The sequence below is a fragment of the Alkaliphilus serpentinus genome, from assembly GCF_009017255.1.
Lineage (GTDB): Bacteria > Bacillota > Clostridia > Peptostreptococcales > Natronincolaceae > Alkaliphilus_D > Alkaliphilus_D serpentinus.
Map to the genome: position 1 here is coordinate 25,767 of NZ_WBZB01000002.1, position 23,376 is coordinate 49,142.

Annotated in this window: 21 protein-coding genes and 1 riboswitch; of the genes, 1 reads left to right on the plus strand and 20 read right to left on the minus strand. The window is 38.2% G+C overall.

Annotated elements, in window-relative coordinates:
- Window positions 1-8: 8 nt before the first annotated feature.
- From F8153_RS00260 to fdhD, 4 genes are all read right to left on the minus strand, one after another.
- Window positions 9-428: a hypothetical protein gene (locus F8153_RS00260; protein ID WP_151864338.1), complete on the minus strand. Its 420-nt coding sequence runs from the start codon at window positions 426-428 to the stop codon at window positions 9-11.
- Window position 429: 1 nt separating this feature from the next.
- Window positions 430-1,362, minus strand: coding sequence for a GTP 3',8-cyclase MoaA (moaA, locus tag F8153_RS00265; protein ID WP_330577579.1), 933 nt, complete (start codon window positions 1,360-1,362; stop codon window positions 430-432).
- Window positions 1,334-1,492 (minus strand): hypothetical protein, encoded by a 159-nt coding sequence (locus F8153_RS15875; RefSeq protein WP_192929579.1) that lies wholly within the window; start codon window positions 1,490-1,492, stop codon window positions 1,334-1,336. The genes moaA and F8153_RS15875 overlap by 29 nt, the downstream gene beginning before the upstream one ends.
- Window positions 1,466-1,585: riboswitch (molybdenum cofactor riboswitch) on the minus strand. (Overlaps the previous gene by 27 nt.)
- Before the next feature lie 48 nt (window positions 1,586-1,633).
- The gene (gene fdhD / locus F8153_RS00270) at window positions 1,634-2,416 is read right to left on the minus strand and encodes a formate dehydrogenase accessory sulfurtransferase FdhD (RefSeq protein WP_151864340.1); all 783 of its coding nucleotides are present in this window, start codon (window positions 2,414-2,416) and stop codon (window positions 1,634-1,636) included.
- A gap of 174 nt (window positions 2,417-2,590) precedes the next feature.
- Between fdhD and F8153_RS00275 the strand changes: the two genes are divergently transcribed.
- Complete coding sequence (locus F8153_RS00275) at window positions 2,591-3,085, plus strand: ferritin-like domain-containing protein (RefSeq protein WP_151864341.1); 495 nt, start codon at window positions 2,591-2,593, stop codon at window positions 3,083-3,085.
- Window positions 3,086-3,112: 27 nt separating this feature from the next.
- Here F8153_RS00275 and F8153_RS00280 read toward each other — a convergent pair whose 3' ends face one another.
- The 16 genes from F8153_RS00280 to F8153_RS00355 all read right to left on the minus strand — a co-directional run bounded on the left by F8153_RS00280 (window position 3,113) and on the right by F8153_RS00355 (window position 23,344).
- A complete protein-coding gene (locus tag F8153_RS00280; protein WP_151864342.1) occupies window positions 3,113-3,826 on the minus strand; it encodes a hypothetical protein in 714 nt (237 codons plus the stop codon).
- A gap of 407 nt (window positions 3,827-4,233) precedes the next feature.
- Window positions 4,234-6,909, minus strand: coding sequence for a formate dehydrogenase subunit alpha (fdhF, locus tag F8153_RS00285; protein ID WP_151864343.1), 2,676 nt, complete (start codon window positions 6,907-6,909; stop codon window positions 4,234-4,236).
- Window positions 6,910-6,951: 42 nt separating this feature from the next.
- The gene (nuoF, locus tag F8153_RS00290) at window positions 6,952-8,862 is read right to left on the minus strand and encodes an NADH-quinone oxidoreductase subunit NuoF (RefSeq protein WP_151864344.1); all 1,911 of its coding nucleotides are present in this window, start codon (window positions 8,860-8,862) and stop codon (window positions 6,952-6,954) included.
- 18 nt (window positions 8,863-8,880) lie between these two features.
- Entirely contained in the window at window positions 8,881-9,354 is a 474-nt protein-coding gene (locus F8153_RS00295) for an NADH-quinone oxidoreductase subunit NuoE family protein (protein WP_151864345.1), read from the minus strand.
- 511 nt (window positions 9,355-9,865) lie between these two features.
- Entirely contained in the window at window positions 9,866-11,059 is a 1,194-nt protein-coding gene (gene hydF / locus F8153_RS00300) for a [FeFe] hydrogenase H-cluster maturation GTPase HydF (RefSeq protein ID WP_151864346.1), read from the minus strand.
- The gene (gene hydE, locus F8153_RS00305; RefSeq protein ID WP_192929580.1) at window positions 11,059-12,366 is read right to left on the minus strand and encodes a [FeFe] hydrogenase H-cluster radical SAM maturase HydE; all 1,308 of its coding nucleotides are present in this window, start codon (window positions 12,364-12,366) and stop codon (window positions 11,059-11,061) included. Before hydE ends, hydF begins: the two co-directional genes overlap by 1 nt.
- Window positions 12,367-12,387: 21 nt before the next feature.
- The gene (hydG, locus tag F8153_RS00310) at window positions 12,388-13,761 is read right to left on the minus strand and encodes a [FeFe] hydrogenase H-cluster radical SAM maturase HydG (protein ID WP_151864347.1); all 1,374 of its coding nucleotides are present in this window, start codon (window positions 13,759-13,761) and stop codon (window positions 12,388-12,390) included.
- 21 nt (window positions 13,762-13,782) lie between these two features.
- Entirely contained in the window at window positions 13,783-14,028 is a 246-nt protein-coding gene (locus F8153_RS00315; protein WP_151864348.1) for a TM1266 family iron-only hydrogenase system putative regulator, read from the minus strand.
- A gap of 202 nt (window positions 14,029-14,230) precedes the next feature.
- Window positions 14,231-15,970 carry an NADH-dependent [FeFe] hydrogenase, group A6 gene (locus F8153_RS00320; RefSeq protein WP_151864349.1) on the minus strand — a complete coding sequence of 580 codons (1,740 nt, stop codon included), beginning with the start codon at window positions 15,968-15,970 and terminating at the stop codon, window positions 14,231-14,233.
- 25 nt (window positions 15,971-15,995) lie between these two features.
- On the minus strand, window positions 15,996-17,783 hold the full coding sequence (gene nuoF, locus F8153_RS00325; RefSeq protein WP_151864350.1) for an NADH-quinone oxidoreductase subunit NuoF: 1,788 nt from the start codon (window positions 17,781-17,783) through the stop codon (window positions 15,996-15,998).
- Window positions 17,783-18,163: a (2Fe-2S) ferredoxin domain-containing protein gene (locus F8153_RS00330; RefSeq protein WP_151864351.1), complete on the minus strand. Its 381-nt coding sequence runs from the start codon at window positions 18,161-18,163 to the stop codon at window positions 17,783-17,785. The genes nuoF (F8153_RS00325) and F8153_RS00330 overlap by 1 nt, the downstream gene beginning before the upstream one ends.
- A gap of 18 nt (window positions 18,164-18,181) precedes the next feature.
- On the minus strand, window positions 18,182-18,655 hold the full coding sequence (locus F8153_RS00335; RefSeq protein WP_151864352.1) for an NADH-quinone oxidoreductase subunit NuoE family protein: 474 nt from the start codon (window positions 18,653-18,655) through the stop codon (window positions 18,182-18,184).
- A gap of 367 nt (window positions 18,656-19,022) precedes the next feature.
- The gene (gene hprK, locus F8153_RS00340) at window positions 19,023-19,943 is read right to left on the minus strand and encodes an HPr(Ser) kinase/phosphatase (RefSeq protein WP_151864353.1); all 921 of its coding nucleotides are present in this window, start codon (window positions 19,941-19,943) and stop codon (window positions 19,023-19,025) included.
- A 265-nt stretch (window positions 19,944-20,208) separates the two neighbouring features.
- On the minus strand, window positions 20,209-20,400 hold the full coding sequence (locus F8153_RS00345; RefSeq protein WP_151864354.1) for a PspC domain-containing protein: 192 nt from the start codon (window positions 20,398-20,400) through the stop codon (window positions 20,209-20,211).
- 158 nt (window positions 20,401-20,558) lie between these two features.
- On the minus strand, window positions 20,559-22,427 hold the full coding sequence (gene uvrC, locus F8153_RS00350; protein ID WP_151864355.1) for an excinuclease ABC subunit UvrC: 1,869 nt from the start codon (window positions 22,425-22,427) through the stop codon (window positions 20,559-20,561).
- Between the two features lie 287 nt (window positions 22,428-22,714).
- Window positions 22,715-23,344, minus strand: a complete 630-nt coding sequence (locus F8153_RS00355; RefSeq protein ID WP_192929581.1) for a flagellar brake protein — start codon at window positions 23,342-23,344, stop codon at window positions 22,715-22,717.
- Window positions 23,345-23,376 lie beyond the last annotated feature (32 nt).

The following is a 23,376-nucleotide window of genomic DNA, read 5'->3' on the forward strand; positions in this document are numbered from 1 at the left end:
ATGATAGATTAGCTTCTACTTCTGATTATCCCTTCATCTCCAACACAAACGCTACCCTCATGAAGGATTCTTCCAAAGGCTATCTCATCCCTGAGACTACATGGGTCACCCTTCTTTAATAAAGGACAATCTCTATGACAATCTTTGCCAGACTCCTCTACTAGAAAGACTGCATCTCCTACATGAATTTGTACATTTTTTTTGATATTGCCCGGGAAATCGACATCTAATACAAAGTTTCCTACAAATTTATTATGACAAAATCCTCTTTCAGTACTGTTTTCAATGGTATTATAGCCCCTTACTGATATAAAACTCACCTGTCTAGGTTTACTATCATCAAAGGTTCTAGGATTTACATGTATTTCATTAAGGGGGATGAATTTTTTATCTGTGTCCTTAATAAATATATAAGTGATTCTTCCCATCTTATCCCCCAATTTCCGACATGTTCCTTTTGCTAATCTCATGCCTATTTGAATATAAAAAGTGTCTTTCAGGTTTTTGCATGATTGAATTCTTAAGGACCTCAGCTATCTCCTGAGGATTGTTTCTAACAACCTGCATAATATCTATTTCATGGTTACTGTGGAGACAGGGCTTCAGCCTTCCATCACTGGTAAGTCTAATTCTATTACAGCTTCCACAAAAGTGACTACTGATGGGGTTGATAAAACCAACTCTTCCCTTTCCTTCTGGCAACCGATAATATTCAGCTGGACCTGAAGTCTTTTCATGGATGGGTATTAATTCTCCAATAGATTTCTTCACCTCATGGTTGGATATAAATCTCTCTGTAGCCCATTGGCTTGCCTCTCCTACCGGCATCAATTCTATGAATCTTACATCGATTTCGTCCTTCAAGGTTAATTGAGCAAAATCTACTACTTCATCATCATTAAAGCCTCCAATGATAACGGTGTTAAGCTTAATAGGGGTCATCCCTAAATTTATTGCCTCTTGAATACCATCTAATACCTTATATAGATCCCCACCCCTAGTTATCTCCTTAAACCTATTGGGTTTTAAAGAATCAATACTAATGTTTACTCGTTTTAAGCCCGCCCTTTTTAAATCCTTGGCCATATCCTTTAGGAATATTCCATTGGTTGTTAAAGCGATATCGTCAACTCCATCAATGGCAGCTACTCCATCTATTAGCTGAAGGATATCCCTTCTCACCAATGGCTCTCCACCAGTTATTCTAATTTTATTAATCCCTAGCTTTGCTCCTGCTTCAACTATTGATATGATTTCTTCAAAGGTGAGGATTTCCTTATGGAGCTTTTTATTACGAATGCCTTCCTCTGGCATGCAATATTGACATCTTAAATTACATAGGTCTGTTATAGATATCCTCATATAATTTATTCTTCTTGAATATATATCCTTCATCATCCTTCACCCCTTCATCCTTATACAAGATCCAATATAAAAGCCAGTCCTTGAAAGGACTGGCGAATTCATCAATTCCAGCTAATTTCCTTTCCAATAGAGGGAGGCAAAAGAATTTCTTCTTTAACCCGTCGGCCATTCTTCATAGATGGTGGTCCTTAGAAGGTAAGGCTCGGAAATTTGTTATTTTTATAATAATTATTTTTTAACAGTTTTTCTTATTATAGCATTTTTATGCTTAAAATGATACTCTATTTAAGTCATGATATATATTCATTTTCTTACCTCTAGCGAAACCTATTAGAGTAACCCCCAATTCCTTAGCTATACTATAGGTCAATTCAGTAGGGGCTGACCTTGAAATTACAACTGGTATTTCCCTCTTGCTGGTTTTTATTATCATCTCAGAGGATATTCTACCGCTGGTAATCAGTAGCTTATCTCCCAAGTTTATTTCTTTAAGGATAGCTTCTCCGATTATTTTATCTAGAGCGTTGTGTCTTCCAACATCCTCATGGAATAAAATAATGTTTTTATCGTCACATAAGCAGCAACTATGAACTCCTCCAGTATTTCTAAAGAGGGTTGACATTTGATTAAATCTACCCACAAGACTGTATAGTTCCTCTAAGGCAATACTTACATTCCCTTTAATTTTTTGGGTACCCAATGAATCAAGAACATTGTAGAAAATGGTTCCCTTACCACAGCCGGTTGTAACCGTTCTTTTTCCATAGAGCTTTTCAGTTATAGCTGAAACTTCTCTTATATTAATATATCCATGTCCTTTTTCTTCATCAATTCGAATATCTATTACATCCTCAATGGATTTTATGAAACCCTCTGAGGCTAAAAAGCCTATTAATAGGTAGTCAAGGCCTTTGGGGGTGCAAAGAAGGGTAATAAACTCATTACCGTTTACAAATATGGTAAATGGGTACTCTATAACTAGAATATCATCTACCTCATTAACAGTATCTTCAAAGACTTTATGAATTTTAATGGTTTTTACTTCATCCATATCATCAGCTCCAATGCTTTACATATATTTATATTATAACATTAGATGAAATTACAATTAATAATTAATAATTAGTAATTTATAATTGGAAATTTGCTAGGCAAATTCTTCATCAATTCAACATTTAACATTCAACATTAGATTATATTTTTTATGTCGAAAGGAGTAGTTAAAATGCAAAAATACATAAACATCCTTAAGTATGCCATGGAAATGGAAAAGCAGGGTCATCATTTTTACAAAACAAATGCTGAAAGATTCTCTTCTGCTACTGCAAAGGAGCTATTTGAAAGACTTGCCGAAGTTGAATTGGATCATTATCACTTTTTAGAGGAACAGTTGAATTATTATATAAAGTTTAATCAGCTACAGGATTATAGTTTAGATAGCAACCGTGAAGCAGATCTATTTGATAAAAGATTTGAAGCTGAGAATATTGAGCAGAGCCTTCACGATTCCTTAACCCCAGACTTAACCATTTTAAGAATGGCCTATCTTATTGAAAGGGATTATGCTGAATTCTATAAAAAACAATCTGAGGAAGCAGAGGATAAAAATATCGTAAAGCTTTTTAAAACTCTAGCAACCTGGGAGGAAGGTCACCAGGAGCTTTTCAAAGCTGAATATGATCGTCGGATGGAGGAGTACATTAATGGACAGTGGGGATAGGGGAGAGAGTCCAATGGCATTTATTAACTATACAGGTAGTAATGTTATTAGATACCCCCCTGCTACTAAGCTGGCAAAATTGGCTAATACGACATAGGCAAAAACTCTTTGTGGATGATGCTCCTTGACATAAGCCTTAAAGGCAAACCCTTCCACGATAAATACCCATAGTTCTCCAAAAAAGAGAGAAAATATAAGGTAGCTTTCCCAAGGATAGGAACCATTAAGCCAGATATTTAGTCCTCCTTGGGTAATGAGATTAATTACAATAAAGGCTAACCAAGACCTTTTATTTCTAAAACCCAGTAAAAAGAATATGAGGCCTTCAATTACAAGGGTTACCATCACCCTTAGAGAAACAAGTTTAATAGTCCTTGGTAAGGATTTTCCCTCTGTTAAAGATCGATCCTTTAAATTAAGGGTAAATACGTTATTGTAGGTTTTAAGAGAGTTATCTATTTCTATCTGAAAGCTGGTGTTACCTGAAACTACCTTGATATTATAATTCTTGGTATTCTTCAAATCTTCTAGATAAAAAGCATAGTAACTTTCTTTCATTTTCTTTGTTTTTCGTCCCTCTACAAAACTACCATTTTCCTCTATGCTTATTACCAAATCTACAGGCGGATTAGGAACAATAATAACGATGGATGGCGGTTCTGCAGCATTGCCATAGACTTCATAGGAAAATGGAAAAATAAGAACTACTACAAGAAAAAATGTGAATATCCCTTTGTTCATGGTTTTGATACCCCTTCGATAGATTATATACTTGATTATACCACAATTTCACAGAAGGAACTCTATATCAAGTGAACACTGAGCATAAATAGTTAGTAGGACAGAGGAGGGTTCTTCATGTAAGAACAAAAGCATTTCATGCGTTAACTTTCTATGGTTAAAATGCTTTTGTTTTCCACAGAACCCATGCGTTCCCTAGGACGCTTCGTTTTCGGTCGTCTCACCGTCTCGACGCCGTTCGTAGCATAGTGTCACTTATTCGTGACACAACTCACCTCTCCTTACTTTAATAAGGGGGTTACCCCCCCCTTAAAATCCCCCATTTAATAGGAAAAAAGAGAACTTTTTCCTATTAAACAAGAAAAATGCGACAGAGAAAACTGACCGTCCCCTGTCGCATTCTTAACTTATGCTAGTTTTTCAATTTTAACTCCACATACCTTCAGTTCTGGTATTTTCGAATATTTATCTAACACAGAACCGTTGGTTAAAACATTGGCTGCACCCTCTGCCCAGTGGAAGGGAATAAAGACAACCTTCTCTGAAACAATATCAGTGATTTTGGCCTTCGTCTCGATGGCACCCCTTCTAGATGCAACCTTCACCCTTTCACCATCATTTATACCCAGCTCTTCAGCTAACTTAGGATGGATTTCTACATAGCTCTCTGGAGCCTTTTGATTTAATCCTTCGGTTTTTCCAGTCATGGTTCTCGTGTGATATTGATACAATACTCTACCAGTGGTCATAACTAAAGGATACTCCTCGTCGGAAAGCTCTCCTGATGGGGAATAGCTAACGGGCATGAATAACCCCACACCCCTTCCACACCTTTCTTGATGAAGGATCTTTGTTCCCGGATGATCCTCCGTTGGACATGGCCACTGAATACCAACAGCATCGATTCTATCATAGGTTATTCCAGCATATTGGGGAGTAACCATCCTGATCTCTTCAAATATTTCTGAGGGATTATTGTATTCCTTGTTGTATCCAAGCTTATTCATAAGCTCCATCAGAATTACCCAGTCTGCTTTAGCAACTCCAGGTGCATTAACGGCTTTTCTAATTTTTTGAACCCTTCTTTCAGAATTTACAAAGGTTCCATCCTTCTCTGCAAAGGCAGCAGCAGGTAAAACCACATCAGCCAACTCTGCTGTTTCTGTTAAGAAGATGTCCTGGACCACTAGGAAGGTCTTCTTTAGGGCCTTTTCAACATGGGCAGTATCAGGATCAGATACCATTGGATTTTCTCCCATAATATACAGGACCTTGATGTCTCCGTGTTCAGCCCCATGCATAATCTCTGGAATTGTCAAACCAACCTCCTTTGATAAGTCAACTCCCCAAGCCTTTTCAAATTTTTCTACAACTTCAGCCTTTGTAACGGGCTGATATCCGGGGTATACATTTGGTAGGGCCCCCATATCACAGGCACCCTGAACATTGTTTTGTCCCCTTAAAGGATTCACACCTGTCCCTTCTCTTCCAAGGTTCCCAGTTAATAGCGCAAGGTTAGATAAGCTCATTACATTTTCTGTTCCATTATGATGCTGAGTTATACCCATGCAGTAGACAATACTTCCCCTTTCGGCTTGGGCATAGATTCTAGCAGCCCTTCTAATATCTTCTGGATCAACCCCACAAACCTCTGCAACCTTCTCAGGAGTATAACCCTCAACCAGCTTAGCAGTTTCTTCGAAATTCTCAGTTTTTTCATTAATATATTCCTTATCTTGAAGGCCTTCTTCAATGATTACATTCATCATGGCATTTGATAGGGCAATACTGGTACCGGGCTTAATTTTCAAGAATACATCAGCGTATTTGGCCAACTCAATTTCCCGAGGATCAGCAACGATTAGTTTTGTTCCCTTTTTAAGGGCTTGTTTAATTTGGGCCCCTATAACAGGGTGATTTTCTGTTGTATTAGATCCTGTAAGGAATATAGCATCCGCCTTCTTCACTTCACGAATACTATTTGTCATAGCTCCACTACCTAGTGTGATTGCAAGACCTGCAACCGTTGAACTATGTCAGAGACGGGCACAGTGGTCTACATTATTGGTGCCAACCACAGCCCTCATCAGCTTTTGAAGAAGATAGTTTTCCTCTGTTGTACATCTAGCTGAGGATAAACCCGCAACTGAGTTGGGTCCTAAGGTTTCTTTAGCTTCCGCTATTTTACTTGAAATTAATTCATAGGCCTCTTCCCAGGTTCCTTCTTCTAGCTTCCCGTTTTTCCTAATTAGAGGAGCCTTCAATCTATCTGGATGACCAATAAAGTTATAGGCGAATTTCCCCTTTACACAAAGGAGCCCTTCATTGGAGGGACCCATGGCGGGTTGAATTTCTACAATCTTGTTATCCTTAACCAATAGATCCATCTGACATCCTACACCACAATAGGAGCAGGTGGTTCTAACTGGGGAAGTCTCCCAATATCTAAACTTTTCTTTACTCTTGGGCACCAAGGCCCCTACTGGACAAACGGAAACACAGTTGCCACAGGAAACACAGGTGGATTCTTCTAAACCCTGATTAAAGGGTGTAGCTATGTGGGTTGGGAAACCCCTTTCTGCAAAGCCTATGGCATCGGTGCATTGTAGTTGAGAACAGACATATACACATTTGCCACATAGTATACATTTATTTTGATCGCTATAATAGAAGGGGTTGCTATTATCTATTTCAAACTCCTTTTTCGCACCACCATAGGAGCTTTCCTTTACATCATACTGAAAGCATAGGTCCTGCAAAGCACATCTTCCTGCTTGCTGACAGGTTAAACAGTCCAATGGATGGTTTGCCAACAATAAATCAAGAATTTCCTTTCGTGCTTCTACAACACCTTCGCTTTCAGTTTCAACCTCCATCCCCTCAAAGACTGGTGTGGTACAGGCAGTAGGTAGATTCCTGCCTCCTTTTACCTCAACAGTACAGATTCTACAAGATCCATGGGGTCTTAGCCTTGGATCATGACAAAAGGTTGGAATTTTAATACCAATTTTATTTGCAGCTTCCAGTATGGTTGTATCCTTTTCAACCTTTACTTCAAAGCCATTTATTTTTACGGTAATCATCCTTAATCCTCCTTATGAAATACTAAAGATTACGTTAAAGCCTTAACCCTTTTTAATGGCCTTGAAGGGACAGGCTGCCATACAAGCTCCACACTTTATACAATCAGCTTGTCTAATAACATATACTTCTTTACCTTTAACTCCATCAATACAGTTAACGGGACACTTATTAGCACAGATTCCGCATTTCTTACATGCCTCTGGAATTACAAGGTATTGTAATAAGCCTTGACAAACTCCAGCGGGGCACTTTTTATCTTTAACATGGGCTTCGTATTCATGTCTAAAATAGTGAAGGGTAGATAATACCGGGTTAGGTGCCGTTTGCCCTAAACCACATAATGACGTATTCTTGATGGTTTTAGCTAAGGATTCCAGCTTGTTTAAGTCAGCTTCTTCTCCTTCGCCTTCAGTAATTCTCTCAAGGATTTCTAGCATCCTCTTTGTACCCTCACGACAGGGTGTACATTTACCACAGGATTCATCTACAGTAAAATCCAAGAAGAATCTAGCGATATCCACCATGCAGTTATCTTCGTCCATTACAATCATTCCACCGGACCCCATCATAGACCCCAGGGAGATTAAGTTATCGTAATCAATGGCTGCATCAAGATGGTCTGCAGGAATACATCCACCAGAGGGGCCACCAGTTTGAACAGCCTTAAAGGCCTTACCATTGGGAATTCCTCCCCCTACTTCATATATAACCTCCCTTAGGGTTGTTCCCATTGGGATTTCCAGTAAGCCAGTATTATTAATCTTTCCTCCTAGGGCAAAAACCTTTGTTCCTTTAGATTTCTCGGTTCCGATACTTGAATACCATTCCGCCCCATTTAAAATTATCTGAGGGATATTTGCATAGGTTTCTACGTTATTTAATAGGGTTGGCTTATCCCAAATTCCCTTATGGGCAGGGAATGGCGGTCTTGGTCTTGGCATCCCTCTTTTTCCTTCAATTGAATTAATAAGGGCCGTTTCCTCTCCACATACAAAAGCTCCTGCCCCCAATCGTATCTCCATATCAAAATTAAAATCTGTTCCAAAAATAGATTTACCTAAAAGACCAAATTTTCTTGCATCCTCTATTGCTATTTGCAGCCGGGCTACAGCAATTGGATATTCTGCTCTAATATATACGTAACCCATATCAGCGCCTACTGCATAGCCTGCTATAGCCATGGCTTCAACAATAGCATGGGGATCCCCCTCCAACACTGAACGGTCCATAAAGGCTCCTGGATCTCCCTCATCTGCATTACAGGCTACATATTTCTGGTCCCCCTCTGCCTTAGCTGTAAACTCCCACTTTAATCCAGTAGGAAATCCACCGCCACCCCTACCTCTAAGGCCTGATTTTTTTACTTCATCGATTGCTTCTTCTGGAGTCATTTCTGTCAATACCTTGGAAAGGGCCTTATAGCCATCAAAGGCAATATATTCTTCTATATCCTCTGGGCTAATTAATCCACAGTTTCTTAAAGCCACCCTTTGCTGCTTTTTGTAAAAGTCCACTTCATCGATGGGCTTTACTTGATCCCCATCTATGGCTCCCTTAAATAATAGGTGGGTTACTACCTTTCCCTTTAATAGGTGCTCCTCTACTATTTCCTCTACATCCTTCTCTTTAATTCTACTATAGAAGGCTCCCTCTGGGTGGACTATTACAATGGGTCCAGCTTCACATAGTCCAAAACATCCTGTTTTTATAAGCTTAACTTCCTTTTTCAATTGGTGTTTTTCAAGCTGAATTTCCATTTTATTGATAATTTTTTGGCATCCTGAGGAAGTACATCCTGTTCCTCCACATACCAACACATCCTTAGGTTTTCCATCTGTTAACCCCTCACCGGAGGCTTCAGCTTCTACATTTGCATCCTCTACATTCCTTCTCAAATTCACCTTTTCCAGGGATTTTTGACGAATTCTATCAAGATCTTGAATAGACTTCATATCTATCCTTCCCTCCTTTTAATATTTCTCAATGATTGCGGGTATATCTTTAAGCTCTAATCGTCCGTATACATCTTCATTAACAGTTATAACAGGTGCCAAGCCACAAGCACCTATACATCTTGTAGCCTCTAATGTAAATTTTCCATCCTCCGAGGTTTTGCCAACCTTGGTATTGGTTAATTGGCTAATTTTATCCAATATTGGTTGGGCTCCCCTCACATAACAGGCTGTACCCATGCATACTCCAATAACAAACTCCCCCCTAGGCTCTAGGGTAAATTGTGAATAGAAGGTTACTACACCATAGATTTCACTTATAGGGATTTTTAGCGACTCTGATATCACTTTTTGAACCTCAAGGGGTATACATCCAAAAATCCTCTGAGCTTCATGAAGTACAGGCATAAGGGCTCCCTTAGTTTCTTTGTTGGCAGCAATCACTTCATCAAGTCTGCTAAAGTTCTCTTCAGTAAACAAATTCTTAGCCATAAAACTCCTCCTTGCTTTATATCAATTTCAAACTTATCCTAGTAAAATGAATTGATACAATAATCTCATTATTCTATCAACAATCATTATATCATTTAATAGCGACGTTAAATTTATAACCATTTTGTGTAATAATTAAAAAATCCATAAGATATCTTATGGAAGTGTCTTTCAGTCTTTAATGATTCTTTTGTTTTCAGCACTTTTGAAGGATTTTCTTCTTTTCTTGTTTATCAGATTAAATTCCTTTTAGTAGTTTTCCCTCCATTAAAAGGAATTTTCTTTAAATAAAAGGGATAAAATAATCATATTTTTCAGAATCTTTGATAAATATTTATCATTAATCGAGATTTCTAATTTGAAATTGTAAAAACACTACAAATAAACAATCTTCTTATTTACTGTTGAGAATCTTTTTCATAAAAAAACCCCAAATGTAGTGATGTTTTCCTACCTTTGGGATTTACTAAATCCTATTTAGCATTTATATTTAAATATCTAATCTGTCTTATCAACCTTTTTTTAAAAAAGGTGCAATTGTTCTGTCAAGGATACCATTTACATAGGATATCAACACTCCATAGTTGACTATAGGTACACCAGCTCTTTCTGCCACCCCAATTCTATAAAGCATCTCTTTGCGATTTTGCATACAGGACCCACAATGGACCACAAGGTCAAAGCCCTCTAGGTTGTCTGGAAAGGCAGTTCCTTGAACCCATTGGAAATCTAATTTCTTTCCACTAATCTGTTCCAACCATTTGGGAATCTTTACGGTACCTATATCCTCATCCTGCCTATGATGGCTGCATCCCTCTGCAATGAGAACCTTAGCTCCATCTCGTAATTTTCTTATTCCATTGGTGCCCTCCACCAAGGTTTTTAGATCTCCCTTATGGTTGGCATAAATAATTGAGAAGGAGGTTAGGGGGATATCCTTTGGCAACTTTTCATTTACCTCTTTAAAGGCTTGGGAATCGGTTATAACCAATTTAGGCCCATTCTTCAGATGACTCAAGGTTTCCTCCAACTGAGTTTCCTTACAAACCGTCATAACGGCATCGGCATCTAATATGGCCCTGATCACCTGCACCTGAGGCAATATCATTCTGCCCTTCGGTGCAGAAGAATCTATTGGGGTTACCAAGACAATCATATCTCCTTTTTCAACTAAGGTATCCAATAAGGGTTTTTCTGCCGTAGAAGGAGCAACATCAATTATGAGCCTCTTTAGCTCCTCAATACCCTCTTTATATTTTGCACTGAGGCTGATTGTTGGCAACCCTGCATAATGGATTTCTTTATCGTTCGTGTTTACTAAATCAATTTTATTTACAGCAATAATCGTAGGAATTTTTCTTTCCTTCATAATGGCTATAAGCTCTTCTTCGAAGTTGCCTATTGCTATTTGAGGATCCGTAACAATGATGGCCACATCAGTTTTGTTAAGAACTTCCTTGGTTTTCTGTATTCTGAGGTTACCCACAATCCCTTCATCATCTATGCCAGCTGTATCGATGATCAGCACAGGACCAATTGGCAATATCTCCATGGCCTTATAAACAGGGTCCGTAGTGGTGCCTGCCACCTCTGATACCAAGGCAATATCTTGATTGGTCAAGGCATTAATCAGGCTAGATTTTCCTGCATTTCTTCTGCCAAATATAGCAATGTGCAATCTATTTCCTCTAGGGGTCTGGTTCATTATATCCCCTCCTTACTGGTAACTTTTAAATACTTGGGTAGCCTTCTATTGGCCCCTTTAACTGCATCTATGGCTGATTGGATATCAATCATGTTTTTGTTTTTATATAGTTGATAGCTTTTTTTATATTTATCAGGAGTTGAAATTAGCATAATGGTGTTGGCACCAACCTCCAGGGCCTTCCTCTGACCATCAGCATCAATTGAAGCCAAGGCTGTGGTTGCTGGTAGAAATACATTCTTACATACAATTCTAGTTACTGCTATGGCCTTTAAGGTCATCTCCACGCTGCCAGTTGGTAAATTTTCATAGGGTGTACCCGGCGCAGGAATGAAGGGTCCAATACCAATCATATGAATACCCATATCTCTATAATAAACAATATCATCGGCTATATCCTCAACGGTTTGCCCAGGTAGACCAATCATATTGCCAGAACCATTAACATAACCCAATTCCTTAAGCCATTTAGCACATTGTAGTCTTTGGTCAAAATCATTATCTGGATGGATTCTTTCAAAAACCTCTTGATTGGTGGTTTCAATTTTCAATAGAAAATTATTAGCTCCCGCTTCTCTAAACTTCAGGTAATCTTCCCGACTACGTTCACCGATACTGAGGGTAATCCCCATTTTCGTTTCTTTTTTAATCCTTCTGAGGATGCTACAGATTTTTTCTGTGGTGTAGTAATCATCTTCTCCCGACTGTAGTATTACCGTCTTTATCCCTAGACTTAAAATATCCTTAACTGCCTCCAATATCTCATCCTCCTCCATACGATAGCGGTGGGGAAGATCACAGCCCTTTCTAATACCACAGTAATTACAGCTCTTTTTACAGTAGTTAGAAAACTCAATAGCCGCTCTAATCTCTACTATATCTCCAACAATTTCCCTTCTAAGTCGGTCGGCAACCCCATAGAGAGTTTCAATTTCCTTCTTGGATTCAGTCTTAAGAAGAAGAAGGATATCCTCTTTGGTAAGGTCCATTCCCAACTCTATCTTATTCATAACTACTTGGAAGGCTGTTGAGATATTTTGATTTTTTAAAGCCTCCATTAACCCTGTTAGTTTTCTGGTTTCATATGGATGTATTGAAAATTTAATATTGGTATTCTCTAAAGATTCCTCTGCACTTTTCTTGTCTATTTCTTCTAAAAGAATAGAGGTACTACAAATGGATCCATATTGACTGGGGGTTGGAACAAGGTCAACAACTAGACCCCTTTCCCTCAGTATAGTATCTGCCTTCAGCATGTGATTGGTAGAACTGCATACAATTATAATTCTTTTAATTTGGGTAGTCATCGATGGCCTCCTTAACCTTGTTTAGAAGAAAAGATCCCGCTTACCTTTTTCTGTTTCCTTTAGCTTTTCTTTTGTTAACTCTTTAATATTTTCATTTTCAATCTCTTCAAGGGACTTTTCTATCAGTTGGTCTCCTATTTCTTTTAATTCTTCATCTCCAAAGTCCAGTAAATGCTCCTTAAGGGTTAGAATGGCATTAGATTGACAGAATTCATGGATTTCTGCTTCCTTTGCTAAGCCCATAAAGACCTCTCCAGTTCTTTTAGCCCGATAGCAGGCAGTACAGAAGCTGGGTAAATGTCCTTGATTACAGATTACTTTAAGAACCTCCTTTAAGCTTCTTTCGTCGCTGGTTTCAAACTGTTCGGCATCATGGTCCTCATTGTGATAACCTCCAGGATTGGTCTTAGACCCCGCTGATGCCTGAGAAACCCCTAGGTCAAAGAGCTCATCCCTTAGTTTACTAGGTTCCCTAGTTGATAATATAATTCCAGTGTAGGGTAGGGTTAATCTGTATACGGCTATGATTTTTTTGAAGTTCTCATCGGTTACTTCATAGGGAGTTTCCTTAATGGCAGCGTCAATGGCTGGTCTTAGTCTGGGAACGGAAACTGTATGGGGACCAACATTAAGGGTTTCATCCATATACTGGGCATGCATAAGGGTTGCCAAAACATCAAAGCGATAATCGTATAACCCTAGTAAAACCCCAATTCCTAAATCATCTATTCCTGCTTCAAAAGCCCTGTTAATGGCCAATAATCGATAGTCATAATCCTTTTTTAAACCTGAGGGATGCATTTGTCGATAGGTGTCCCGATGATAGGTTTCTTGAAATATTTGATAGGTTCCTATTCCCGCCCCCTTCAAGGTACGGAAATCCTCCACTGACATAGGTGCAGCATTTACATTAATTCTTCTTATGTCTGTATGATCATATACTGCCTTTAGGCTTTCAACAATATGGGTAATGGTGGTGTATCTTGGATCTTCACCACAGACCATTAGAATTCTTTTATGACCCTGTTCCTCTATTGTTTTAGCCTCTTCCACTACCTCATCTATATTTAATGTCTTTCTATGAAGATGCTTGTTGTCTACTCTAAATCCGCAATACAAACAGTTATTTATACAATGATTACTGGTATATAGAGGTGCAAAAACTACGATCCTTTTACCATAGATGGTATTTTTAACTTCCCTAGCAGCATGGTACAAATCCTCCATCAAATCTAGATCCTCCAACTGAAGCAATGCCGCAGCCTCCTCTAGGCTTAGTCCTTTACCCCTTCTGCCTTTATTAATAATTTCAATAATCTCTGCTCTTTTAAAGTTTTTGCCTTGATGAAGAAGTTTTTCAATTTTCACTTCATTTATTATTTTTAAAGTATCCATTTTTTTACCTCCTTTATATTACTACTTTTTAGTTAATACACTTTTTACTGTAACTCCCGATAATCTTCCCAGTTTGCCAGTAAGACCTCCAATTTCATCGGTGGTACCATCAATTAAAACCGATATGATGGATACCCCCTTTTCTTTGTAGGGAACCCCCATCCTTCCGATGATGATATCTCCATATTTACTTAACAAATCATTAACCTCATGTATATTACTCTTTTCTTCAACTATGATGGCCACAACACCTATACGCTTTTCCATTCCATTACACTCCCCTTGTTGAATAATCCTTTGGTAAGAAGTAAAAGGAGCCCTCAAAAAGTAGGAGGGCTCCAATATTTCACTAATCCTTCTCACCTTTTGCTCAGTTATACTTCACAATCAGTTACCTATATTCAGTTCTTTAAATCCTTTCCTCTTGATGAATCCTAATCCATCCTTCAGAAAATCTTATATCTCTTAATTAGTATTTATCTCTAACTGTATAATGGGTGTGAAGAAGCTTATGGGCAAGATGACTGTTGGGCTTTAATAGGAAGTTTTCATATAACTCCAGCACAGCTTTATTCTTGTGGGATTTACGTTCCTTCATGGTTTGATCCTCTTCATATAAAGCCTTTGCCCGTTCCACCCTTAGGTCAATGTCTATTTTATCCTTAGCAGCTACATGGGGTTGACCTCCCCCCGTTACACAACCACCGCTGCAGCCCATTACTTCGATGAAATCATATTCCTTTTCACCTGACTTAATCATGTCTAATAGTCTACTGGCATTGGCAGTACCATGGGCAATGGCTATTTTAATAGTCTTCCCACCAAGAACCAGTTCAGCCTCTCTAATTCCTTCTGTTCCTCTTATTTCTGTATAGTCAATTTTAGCAAGCTCTTTATCCTCTAGAATATCTGCCACTGTCCTTAATGCCGCCTCCATAACTCCTCCTGTGGCACCAAAAATCACTCCTGCTCCAGCATAGCCACTAAGCTCGTGGTCAAACCGCTCATCCGGAAGCTTATGAAAGTCTATCCTAGCTTGCTTAATCATCTTAGCCATTTCTCTAGTGGTTATAACGGCATCTACATCCCTTAACCCATCAACAGCCAATTCTGGTCTGGCAGCTTCATTCTTCTTAGAGGTACATGGCATCACTGATACAACAAAAATCTTTTTAGGGTCAATTTTTTGTCTTTCAGCATAATAGGATTTAATTAATGCGCCATTCATTTGTTGAGGAGATTTACAAGTCGATAGATTTGGTAAAAATTCAGGATAATTAAACTCACAGAATCTTACCCAACCAGGAGAACAAGAGGTGATCATAGGAAGAACCCCATTGTTCTGAATTCTATCAAGCATTTCATGGCCTTCCTCCATTATGGTTACATCGGCTGCAAAGTTTGTATCAAACACCTTATGGAAGCCTAAACGTTTAAGGGCTGCCACCATCTTGCCGGTTACCCTTGTACCTATGGGTAATCCCATTTCTTCGCCAAGGGCTGCTCTAACTGCAGGGGCCGTTTGTACAACCACATGGGTATCTGGGTTTTCCAAGGCATCCCATACCCTGTCAATGTCTTCCTTTTCCTTTAAGGCTGCCACTGGACAGGCTACAACACACTGTCCACAGAATATACAGGCTGTATCCCCCATTGATTTATTAAAGGCAGGGGCGACTTCAGTATTAAAGCCTCTATTGGTAAATTCAAGAATTCCAATTTTTTGCACATTTTTACAGGTGCTAACGCATCTTCCACATAGTATGCACTTACTGTTGTCCCTTACGATTGATGGTGATAAATCATCAATCACTGGCTGAGTTTTTTCACCTTCAAAAGGGATAGCATCTATATTTAATTCCTCTGTTAGCTTCTGTAGCTCACAGTTTCTATTTCTTGAACAGGTTAAGCATTCTCTATTATGGTTTGATAAGATTAATTGAAGGGTGGACTTTCTAACATCCCTTAGTTTTTTAGTATTTGTTTTTACAGACATCCCTTCAGCAACAGGTAGAACACAGGATGCTTGAATATTTCTATAGCCCTCTACCTCCACCATACACACTCTACAGGCACCAACTTCATTGATTCCCTTCAGAAAACATAGGGAAGGTATTTCAACGCCTACCTTTCTAGCTGCTTCCAGGACAGTAAAATTACTTGGTACTTCTACTTTTATACCATCAATGGTCAAGGATACTTTTTCCATTAGTGTTTACTCCTTTCGATATAGACTATATTACAATCGCCTTGAATGGACATTTATCTAGGCAAGCTCCACACTTAATACACTTTGCTTCATCAATTCTATGGAGTTCCTTCTTCTCTCCGATGATGGCATCAACTGGACAAGCTTTTTTACATAATGTACATCCTTTACATGCATCCGTAATTGTGTAGGATAATAAAGCTTGACATACTCCAGCAGGACATTTCTTGTCTATGATATGGGCTTCATATTCATGCTTAAAATAGTGTAAAGTTGATAATACAGGGTTTGGAGCAGTTTGTCCCAATCCACATAGGGATGCAGACTTGATGGTATTGGCCAAGTCCTCTAGCCTTCCAATATCCTCTATTTCACCCTTACCTTCGATGATTTTGTCTAAAAGCTCCAGCATTCTCTTTGTTCCTATTCTACAGGGAGCACACTTACCACAGGATTCATCTACCGTAAAGTCTAAGAAGAATCTTGCGATATCCACCATACAGTTGTCTTCATCCATTACAATCATTCCACCGGAACCCATCATTGAACCTAAGGCAATTAGATTATCATAGTCTATTGGAGTATCAAGGTGTGCTGCTGGGATACATCCTCCCGAGGGCCCTCCCGTTTGAACGGCTTTAAAGGCCTTTCCATTGGGGATTCCTCCGCCAACCTCATAAATTACTTCCCTTAGGGTTGTTCCCATAGGTATTTCCAATAAACCGGTATTATTGATTTTTCCGCCAAGGGCAAAAACCTTTGTACCCTTAGACTTTTCTGTTCCGATACCTGCAAACCAGTCTGCTCCCTTTAACATAATCTGAGGGACGTTTGCATAGGTCTCTACGTTATTTAGAAGGGTTGGCTTATTCCATATTCCCTTATGGGCTGGGAATGGTGGTCTAGGTCTTGGCATTCCCCTCTTACCTTCTATTGAATTGATTAAGGCAGTTTCCTCACCACAAACAAAGGCTCCTGCTCCTAAACGGATCTCCAAGTCAAAATTAAAATCTGTTCCGAAAATGTTTTTTCCTAAAAGCCCATATTCTTTTGCTGCTTCTATGGCAATTTGAAGACGTTTAACGGCTATTGGATACTCTGCTCTAATGTATACATAACCCATATCTGCCCCAACTGCATATCCAGCTATAGCCATGGCTTCTATGATGGCATGGGGGTCTCCCTCAAGTACAGAACGATCCATAAAAGCCCCTGGGTCTCCCTCGTCGGCATTACAAGCAACGTATTTTTGATCGCCGGTAGCCTTAGCTGTAAACTCCCACTTCAATCCGCTGGGGAAGCCTCCGCCGCCTCTACCCCTTAAACCAGATTTTTTCATAACATCAATTACTTCTTCAGGGGTCATTTCTGTTAATACCTTTGCTAAGGCTTTGTAGCCATCAAAGGCAATGTATTCATCTATTTCCTCAGGGTTTATAACTCCACAATTTCTTAAAGCTACTCTTTGCTGCTTTTGGTAAAAGCCTACTTCATCTATCGACTTAACCTTACCCTCTTCAACAGCATCCTTAAAGAGTAAACTAGTTACAATTCTTCCCTTTAGTAGATGCTCTTCTACAATTCGTTCTACATCTTTTTCTTCAATTCTGCTGTAGAAGGCTCCCTCTGGGTATACGATTACAATTGGCCCCGCCTCACATAATCCAAAGCATCCAGTCTTTATAACCTTTACTTCCGTCTCTAACTGGTGCTTTTTCAGCTCCGTATCCATTTTATCAATAATCTTCTGACATCCAGAAGAAGTACATCCTGTTCCTCCACACACTAACACGTGGGATCTGAATAATTCCATTATTTAACCCCCTTATCCTCATAAGCTCCAATAGTATATTCATCCACCACTTTACCATTTACAATATGATCTGCGATGACTTTTTTAGCCTTATCTGCTGTCATTTCAACATAGGTCGTCTTTCCTTCGCCTTCCTTATAAACTTCTATGATAGGTTCTAACCTACATACACCTATACATCCCGTTTGGGTAATAATTACATCCTCTAGATTTCGTTTTTGAGCTTCCTCTAAAAGGGCCATTAAAACAGGTCTAGCTCCTGCTGATATACCACAGGTGGCCATTCCAACCACTATTCTTGTTCCCTTTCTATCAGTCCTTAAATTAACCTTTTCGAGGGCTGCTTGCCGGATTTTTTCCAGTTCTTGAATAGATTTCATTTCAATACCTCCCCTATACTAGTATTTTTCTATAATTCCCGGTATATCCTTTAGTTCTAGTCGTCCATATACGTCTTCATTGACAGTTATTACAGGAGCTAATCCACAGGCCCCGATACATCTTGTTGCTTCTAAAGTAAATTTTCCATCCTCTGAGGTTTTACCTACTTTTGTATTTGTTAGCTGACTTATTTTATCCAATATGGGCTGGGCTCCCCTTACATAACAGGCTGTACCCATACAAACTCCTACTACATATTCTCCCCTTGGTTCTAGTGTAAATTGTGAATAGAAGGTAACTACTCCATAGATTTCACTTAAAGGGATCAATAATTTTTCCGCAATGATCTTTTGTACCTCCATCGGTACACATCCAAAAATCTTCTGGGCTTCATGTAGTATAGGCATTAAAGCTCCTTGCTTCTGTCGATTAGCTTCAATAACCTCATTAAGCCTTTGAAAATTTTCTTCTGTAAACAAATTCCTGGCCATAATGTTCCTCCTTTAAAATGTGTGGTTAAAATTTTAACGTTATTATATGAAAATAAAAGAGCATCAAAACTAGAAGTGCTCTATTTTGTGTTAATCATTGTCAGAATATTTATACTATATATCTGGCTACAACATTGGAACTTCTTGCTTTCATTATATATTATATATAATATTTATACAAGAAAAAATTTTAAAAAGTCACAACATCGTAGATGATTTGGTTATTAAAATATTAACAATATTGTCTGATTTTTTAGAATCGTTACTAAACTTTTATCTTTTTTTATACCTACAAATTTTAAGTTAATAAAAATTCTCCCCAACCATCCTTTGTATCACCAAGAATTGTTAGGGAGTCTCTTATTTATTATTTATCCCTCATCAGGTTATTCATGAGTCTTTCCTCGAATTCTCTAGCAGCATGATAGCCCATGGATTTTTGGCGATGATTTCTGGCTGCCACCTCTATTAGTAGAGCGATGTTTCTAGCTGGCTTCACCGGGATGGTAACCTCCTCCACCTTCATTCCAAGAATTTCTCTATAATTATCATCAAGACCCAATCTATCATAATCCTTATCTTGATCCCATTCTTCCAATTGGATGATTAAGCTTATATGGGTGCTTTCCTTTATGGCACTAACACCATAAAGACTTCGTACATCCATTAGACCAATGCCCCTTACCTCCATCATATATCTTATAATTTCTGGTGCTGAACCTATCAAGAAGTCTTGACCAATTCTTTTAACCTCCACAGAATCATCAGCCACAAGTAAATGACCTCTTTTGATGAGCTCAACTGCCGTCTCGCTTTTTCCAATACCACTCTTACCTGTTATGAAGACCCCAACCCCATAAACATCCATTAATACCCCATGTAGGGTCACTATGGGAGCTAGTTTGATCTCTAGATAGTTTATGAGATTGCTTATAAGCTTTGTAGTATTTCTGTGGCTCCGCAATAGCTTCCTTTGATGCTTATTAGCCGCTTCCAGCATTTCATCAAAAACCTCGAGGTCTCTACTGATTATTAGGCAGGGTATTTCATAGGAAAAGAGCTTGTCTAGCCTTTCAGCCCTTAGATTGCTATCCAACTGACTAAGATACTGGTGTTCCACTTTACCGATCACTTGAATCCTCTCATATCCAAAATAATCGAAGAATCCAGTCAACTGTATCCCCGGACGATTAATCTGCATCGTAGTGATATTGATTTGATTTGAAGGGTTATTGATTTCCTCCAGTTGCAGCTCTTCTACCATTTGTCTTACTGTAATGGACTTCATAATGGACCTCCTAAGTAAATAATAAATTGATTAACAAAAAGACTAATGTTGAATGTTAAATGTTGAATGTTGAATTGATGTAGAAAATTGCATGTAATTTTCATAGTTTTTTCCTTATCAGTGCTTCTAAATCACTTGACAATTGCATTCTTAGTTATCTATAATCTATAATCTCTCAACTATAATCTGGTGCCTCATTACTCATTGTCTGACTTAATGTTACAAGAAGCTATATGGAGGGTACCCCCATTATAGCTTCTTATCATTAGTATTTGGGCATAACAGCTGCTGCGATAAAGTAAGCTATTACTCCACCGATTACTGCAGTGCCGAATACAGTAACTGCTATATAGACCAATCGAACCACAGTAGAGTCAATCTCTAAATATTCAGCAATTCCACCACATACTCCAGATATTTTTTTATCCGTCTGAGATAGAGTTAATCTTTTTTTCATCTAACCACCCTTTCATTTAACATACCACTATTCATTAGAAACTATGTTGTAGCAAAAATTATCATTCACTATTAAGCTTAGTAGTTTATCTACCACAAACATATCACTCTTATATAAATATACGTGATTGACTAATGATAAGTCTGATGAAATAAAAATTAATCATCATTTTTGTTTAAATGCTGTTTAATTTCTTCCGCAATAGTCTGATTAATACCCTTTACCTCCATAAGCTCATGGATGGATGCTTTTTTGATATTGGCTATACTACCAAACCTATGGAACAAATCTATTTTCCTTGCTTTACCAATCCCCTTTATCTCATCTAAATCCGACTTCAACATCTCATTCTTCCTTAGGGTTTTATGGTAGGATATCGCAAAACGATGGACCTCTTCTTGAATCTTATAGATCAATCTAAAAAGACTGCTTTGTTTGTCTAGAATAATCTCTTCTCCACAATAGGCCAAACCCCTTGTTTTATGCTTATCATCCTTAATCATGCCACAAACGGGTATCTCGACATGCAAATCCCTTAAAGCCTTTTCAACACTGGAAACCTGCCCAAAACCACCATCAACCAGTATTAGGTCTGGAAATACACTAAACTTTCCATCATTAATAGAGAGCTTCCCTTCTATAACCAGTTGGGTTTCTTCCATTCCCCTTTTAAACCTTCGCTGTATGATTTCCTCTAAGCTACCATAATCATTGGGGCCTTCTATGGTTTTTATTTTAAACCTTCTATAATCCTTATTCTTGGGTTTACCTGACTGAAATACAATCATAGAGCCTACAGATTGCAATCCAGTAGTATTGGAAATATCATATGCCTCTATTCTATCTGGGAGATTATCTAAATCTAATAGCTCCTTCAGCTCCTCCAACAGTAGATTGTGGTCAACTGGATTTTCCAGTTTTTGTCGTTGTTCCATGGAAATAGCTGCATTCTTCTTGACCATCTCCAACAATCTTCGCTTGTCTCCCCTTTGGGGAGCTCGAAGACTTACCTTGGTACTCCTTTTATTGCTTAACCATTCCTCTAAAACCAACTCTTCCTCCAGTTGCTCCTCAACCAAAATCTCCTTGGGGATAAAGGAGGCATTATCATAATACTGCTTTATAAAGGCCGCTAAAACCTCTCCTCTGCCCTCTTGATGACCAATATCAATAGTGAAGTTCTCTCTATGGATGAGCTTCCCTTCCCTAATTATGAAGACCTCAATAATTGCAACCTCTTCACCCATCTCAATAGCAATTACATCTTGATCTACATTGTTGGTTGTGATAATCTTCTGTTTTTCCAAGGTATGGTCTAGGGCCCGCAGCTGGTCTCGATAAAGGGCAGCCCCTTCATAATTTAAGGCCTTTGCAGCCTCCTTCATTTTTTCCTCTAATTTATCTTTTAGCTCATTATGCTTATTACTTAACAGCATAATAATCTCTTCTATCATGTGGTTATATGCTTCTTTTGTAACCCCTCCAGTGCAAGGGCCAATACACTTTTTAATGTGATAATTTAAGCAAGGTCGTTCTTTTCTTGTGATCAATCTTTCAATATTTTTGCTACAGGTTCTAATTGGATATAACCGATGGATTATCTCAAGGGTTTCTTTAAAGGCTCCACCACTGGTATAGGGGCCAAAATATCGATTACCGTCCTTCTTTATGCCTCTGGCCTTCATTACCCTAGGATAGTCCTCCGAGGTGGTTACCTTAATATAGGGGTAGCTTTTGTCGTCCCTTAATAGGACATTATATTTAGGCAAATATTTTTTAATTAGGTTACATTCTAAAATTAACGCCTCTAGCTCTGAGTCGGTAACGATATATTCAAAGTGATTGATGTTTTCAACCATTGCCTGTACCTTAGAGGGATGATTTTTAGAGGATTGAAAGTATTGGCGCACTCTATTTTTTAGAGAAATGGCTTTTCCCACATAGATTACCTTATCATCTTTATTTTTCATTAAATATACCCCAGGTGCATCGGGTAAAAGCTTTAGGTTTTGTTGTATATCAAACATCCAAAGTGCCATCCTTCCTCTTTTTAGTCAATAGCAGCTATATTTATTCTCTACCCTTTAGATGGGTACCTAATAGTTTATGGAGTAATTTGTCTCTATTACTATTTTATCATATCTTTATAGATACAAGCTATCATGGTGATTATAGTTAATCCTAGGATAAAAAATAAAATATACACCCTTTTGCTCATAACTTAAGAACTACAGTATATTAATTTTCCACATAAATCAACAACATCCTCTATATGTTACAAAAACATTAAAAAAGGTAGCATATACAATCTATGCTACCTTCGTTTATTTTTTAATTGTTGTTTAGAGGCAAAGTTTATTAACTGCATTAAATTGCTATCGTCTAAGCCGATAAACTCACATCCCATATCCCTTGTTGCATCGGTTTGATTCTCCTCATTTCTTAAAACCTTTGCAGTCAATATCAAGGATATTCCATCCAAGTTAATTTCAAAGACTACCACCGTTCCAATGGGAAGAGAAACACTGCTGTTGATCAATACCCCTCCTCCACTAATGTCTTTAGCAATGGCAGATATATATTTATTGGTTTCTATTTTTTGATCATTGATCCCTAATATAAAGCATTGAACTCCTATATCAATAGGTACTCTGATATATCTTCTTCTCTGAAGGACTTGCACCTTATTGTTATTAGGCATTTCAATAATCAGCATGTTTTTTTGACTACCATGGATAATGGTATCAAATATACATACCTTTTGCTCGGTAGGAAGGGTGCACTTTACTTTTCTAGGCTCTTTTTGAATATATTGGCCCGATATCTCTACAATAAATAGTTTTTTTTCAATCTTATATACCCTACCCCAAAAGGATAGGAAAGGTGGGATAACATCTATTTCTAATTTGATTCGTTCTCCCTCTTGGAGATATTTCGAAAGCATTAGAATCCCCCCCATGAAAATAGTCTTAGAAT